The sequence below is a fragment of the Mycobacterium sp. KBS0706 genome (assembly GCF_005938675.2).
Taxonomy (GTDB): Bacteria; Pseudomonadota; Alphaproteobacteria; order DSM-16000; family Inquilinaceae; genus Inquilinus.
In genome coordinates this window covers 1-664 of sequence record NZ_VCCH02000324.1, presented here as the reverse complement: position 1 = coordinate 664, position 664 = coordinate 1, and the positions used below count along the sequence as shown (strand labels likewise).

Sequence of the window (664 nt, the reverse complement as noted above, 5' to 3'; positions counted from 1 at the left end):
TTGGCGAAGGCTTGGAACCGCGCATTGAACCGAACCTCGCGCGTCGCGGCGTCATGGTGGTCCACCAGCGCGCGGGCGTTGTCGAGCAGGACCTCCTGCGGGATTCCGTCGAAGGGCACAAACGCCCCTTCGACCCCGTCGAACCATGCTGACTGCCGCTCGTGGCGAAAGGCCTGCACGTAGCAGCGTCGGCGGTCTGCGCGTTGTAGGATGGCGGCTTGGGACCATGCCCCAGCCCCATCGGGCGAGCGTCCTCCTCGCCGTCCACGAGGGTTGCGCGACCTTCGTCGTCGAGCCTCGCCGCCGGCCGGTCCAGCTCGCTGCGACGGGTGCGAAGGACGGCAAGCGCAGTCTCGACAGCTTCCGGCGCATCGCCGGGCTCGGCTGCATCCGCCTCGTCCAGTCCAGCGAGATGGACAGCGATCTGAGCGTCGAGACGGGCGGCTTCCTTCGCGATCTCCCTGCGGCCGACGACCTTCCTCGCACTGGCCACCGCCCGGAACTTCGGGCCGTCCAGCGCGACCAGACGCGCCGAGAGCAACCCCGTCCCGGCACAGCAGCACGAACGCCCGGCAGGCACCGACGATTGCCGCTCCGTTGTCGCGCCGGAAATCGGCGATCGTCTTGGAGTCAGGCGCGAGCCGAAGCATCAGCCACATCGCCT

General features: G+C 69.1%; 1 pseudogene. It reads right to left on the bottom strand.

Annotated features, from left to right (window positions below):
- Nucleotides 1–191 (bottom strand): annotated as a pseudogene (locus tag FFK22_RS44705) (IS21 family transposase); the annotation flags it as partial.
- Between the last annotated feature and the right edge of the window lie 473 nt (nucleotides 192–664).